This is a genomic window from Acinetobacter sp. 1424608 (assembly GCF_000588255.1).
GTDB classification, from domain to species: Bacteria; Pseudomonadota; Gammaproteobacteria; order Pseudomonadales; family Moraxellaceae; genus Acinetobacter; species Acinetobacter nosocomialis.
The window spans coordinates 1-4016 of the sequence record NZ_JFXL01000041.1 but is presented as its reverse complement, the minus strand read 5'-3'; the positions used below and the strand labels follow the sequence as shown (position 1 = coordinate 4016).

The following is a 4016-nucleotide window of genomic DNA, read 5'->3' as shown; positions in this document are numbered from 1 at the left end:
TTTTTTTAGATCGATGGGTGGTTCTGTTGGAGCTTTTGATTGATCGAAAGCTTGCGAGGAAGCTGAAATCAGTTGATTTTTCCAGTCGATAATTTGGTTTTGATGAACATCAAATTCAGCACTCAATTCAGCAAGTGTTTTTTCTGCTTTAATCGCAGCAAGTGCTACCTTAGCTTTAAAATCATTTGAATGATTTCTTCTTGGTCTACGTGCCATAAAATACTCCATATATTGATGTTTATAACATCATTTGGGGAGCAAAATATCACTTATAAGTGTTGTTCAAATTTCCTGATCCACCTCTAAAATATAAGCTTGGCAAAACAAATATTGAGCTCTTAAACTATCGGATATTGATATGATCATCATGACCTATATATTTACTCAATATAATCATCAAATAGTGCAATCAAGTTAACCTAATATAAAAGCTTATTTTCAATAAAAAACACATCATAATACCCCCTTGCCTTTTAACCACAAAAATATTGAAGTTATTATTTAGAAGCAATTAATAGAAAAATAAACAAATCTTTTTTAAACAAGCTACTAATAAAAATATCTCCATCGAAAATAAAGTATAAAAATTCAAAAACCATTTAATAAAGTATCAATAGAGTTAAAATACATATAGCTTACTTTTAATTTTAAAGAGGAATACAAGAAATAATTTCTTGTATTCCTGTTATAAGATTGGGAGAACCAAGTTGATAATTTCACCCATTTCTTTGGATCTATTAATTTAAGTTTCGACTTTACTTATTTGAGCTTAGCCATTTGGTCGAGTCACAATCGGGAAAATTGAATCTGGACGTTTAAACATTGCAAAGAATTTTCCAATTTTCAGTGGATTACCTTTGACTTTACTGTCTTTAGAAAGCAGGACTTTTACCCCTTCTATTTGACCTGTAATCATTTTTAGATATAAGGGCTTGGTTAAGGTTAATGTAGGGCAATCCAATGCCAAATCTTTACTTTCATCATAACGCTTAAACTGCATGACTGAGTTTTCAACCCATAATGAAAAATGCTCTTTGGTATCCGACAAAACCAGATTGATACACTGGTTTTCATTTTTTAAATTTTCCACATCTAAATTTGTCGCCATAGCTTCAAGAAATCTTTCAGTTGGTGTATGAATCAATAAATCACTCGGATCAGAAGTATTTTGTAGGGGTACATTATTTTGTAGCTCTTGAGCGCCCACCAAAAAGAAATTACGCCAAGTTGAAGCCTCAGCAGCATAGCCCAATTGACGATAAGTATTCGCCAATAAGTCTTTTGCTTGTTGGTTTTGAGGGTTATTCAACACAATATGTTTTAAAATCTCGGCAGCCCATCTATAGTCAGCTTGAGCGTAGGCATCCCGCGCATTTTTCAATGCATTGTTCTCCCCACCTGCTAACTCAATATATTTTTTTGCAACAGCTTTAGGGGGTAATGGATCTAAATTGGAAGGATGGGCATCGAACCATCCCATATAATATTGGTATACTGCTTTTACATTATGTTTTAGGGTTCCATAATAGCCATGAGCATATAGTTTTTGATCAAGTGCCGCTGGAAGCTTAATTTTTTCGGCAATTTCAGCGCCATTAAAACCAGAGTTCATATATCTCACCGTCTGATCATGCGTGAACTTATAAACATCTCGCTGGGTTTTAATAAAATCTTGAATATTGTCATTGCCCCAGACAGGCCAATGATGCTGTGCAATCAATACATCGGATGCTTTGGCATGCTGCATTGCTTGGTCTAGATAGCCCACCCATTTTAAGGCATCACGGACTTTAGCACCCCGAAGGGTATAAAGATTATGCATGGTATGAGATAGAATTTCTGCGCCGTTATAAAGTTTCAATGATGGGATAGAGAACGTTAATTCTGCTGGTGCTTCTGAACCCGGCACGTTATAAAACACAAAATCCAAGCCATCAACCGTCATTTTCTGTTCTGGTTGAGTGATCAGTTGTGTAGGCTCAAGGATGCCCATTTTTCCCACAGCAACAGCCTTACCTAAACCTGTATCCACCAATCCTTCCGCATTTTTAGGTAGAAAAGTTCCATACATATAAGTCGCACGACGTATCATGGCTGAACCTGCCATCACATTTTCACTGGTCGCTTCTTCCATAAAGCCTTTTGGCGCAATAATTGGAGTTTTTCTAGCGTTAATTTCTTCGCTAGAAAGAACGCCTAATGCACCACCAAAATGATCGATATGGCTATGGGTAAAGATAATGGCTGAAATTTTTTGCTCACCTAAATGCTGTCTAGCAAATTTAAGTGCTGCTTCAGCCGTTTCTTTAGAGGTTAATGTATCCACAATAATCCAGCCAGTATCACCCTGAATGATGGTCATATTTGCCAAATCAAAACCACGAATTTGCCAAACTCGATCTGTTACTTTAAATAGCCCAACATTGTTGTTTAATTTTGCTTGTCGCCATAGAGTGGGATTAACGGTATTTGGTGCTTGATCTTGTAAAAAACTAAATGCATCAAAATCCCAGATAACATTGCCTTTCTCACTTTTAATTTGACCTGTTGGCTTGGCAATAAAGCCCTTTTGAGCCTGATTAAACTCAGTCATATCCTCTAAGTTATACTTCGCCTTATATGTATTATTTGATTCAATGACCGCTTTTTCTACTACAGTATTTGCTGCAAAAACAGAAAATGGCAGAATAAGCATCAATGAAACTGTTAAAAACTTAATTTTCATCTTCTTTCCTTTTTTTAAATAAGAGGTGGTCCCACATGTTTGAACAACTAAAAGCTTATTTATAAGTGATACTCTGCTCTAGTTAAGCTACCTTATTTTGTTGTGGTAGCTGGTCATAGTAAAACTCATCTGGAGTCATTTTGTCCAGACTCGAATGAGGTCGTTTCAAATTATAAAATTCAAAATATGCGTTTAATTGCTTCTTCGCATCCAAAACATTGCTGTAGGCTTTGAGATACACCTCTTCATATTTAACGCTCCGCCATAATCGTTCAACCATCACATTATCAACCCATCGACCTTTACCATCCATGCTGATTTGGATGTCATTTGATTTCAATACATCAATAAATGCATCACTGGTAAACTGACTGCCTTGGTCTGTATTAAATATTTCAGGTCGACCATATTTTTCAATAGCTTCATTTAATGTTTCTATGCAAAATGTAACCTCCATACTAATCGATACTCTATGCGCAAGTACCTTGCGGCTATGCCAATCAATCACAGCACATAAATAAACAAAGCCTTTTGCCATAGGGATATACGTTATATCCGTAGACCACACTTGATTACTGCGCTGAATAGCCAATCCTTTGAGCAGATATGGATATTTGCGGTGAGCTTGATTAGCCTGGCTTAAATTTGGTTTGCAATATAACGCATTAATGCCCATTTTCTTCATTAAAGTACGTGTATGACGTCGTCCTATATGATGTCCTTGACGATTCAACAAATCACGCATCATACGGCTACCTGCAAAAGGGTATTGCATATGTAACTCATCCATACACCGCATCAGCTTCAGATCTGATGCACTCACAGGTTTTGGGCGATAGTAATAACAACCACGGGAGACTTTCAGCAGCTGAGCTTGCTTAGATACTGAAATCTGAAGTGAGTCATCGATTAACTTTTGTGGTTGAAGCGGCCCAGTTTCTTCAACACACCTTCTAAAAAATCAATTTCTAATGCCTGCTCACCGATTTTTGCATGTAGTTTTTTTAGATCGATGGGTGGTTCTGTTGGAGCTTTTGATTGATCGAAAGCTTGCGAGGAAGCTGAAATCAGTTGATTTTTCCAGTCGATAATTTGGTTTTGATGAACATCAAATTCAGCACTCAATTCAGCAAGTGTTTTTTCTGCTTTAATCGCAGCAAGTGCTACCTTAGCTTTAAAATCATTTGAATGATTTCTTCTTGGTCTACGTGCCATAAAATACTCCATATATTGATGTTTATAACATCATTTGGGGAGCAAAATATCACTTATAAGTGTTGTTCAAATTTCC

At 36.3% G+C, this 4016-nt stretch carries 2 protein-coding genes and 1 pseudogene; all 3 read right to left on the bottom strand.

What is annotated here, in order from left to right; genetic code table 11:
* Positions 1–228: pseudogene (locus tag J678_RS23640) on the bottom strand (IS3 family transposase); the annotation flags it as partial.
* Positions 229–769: 541 nt separating this feature from the next.
* Positions 770–2725, bottom strand: a complete 1956-nt coding sequence (locus tag J678_RS22665) for an alkyl/aryl-sulfatase (protein WP_000693745.1) — start codon at positions 2723–2725, stop codon at positions 770–772.
* An 82-nt stretch (positions 2726–2807) separates the two neighbouring features.
* A protein-coding gene (locus J678_RS23505; RefSeq protein ID WP_085944219.1) for an IS3 family transposase occupies positions 2808–3952 on the bottom strand; the annotation gives its coding sequence in 2 pieces (ribosomal slippage) (positions 2808–3688 and positions 3688–3952; 1146 coding nt in all).
* Positions 3953–4016 lie beyond the last annotated feature (64 nt).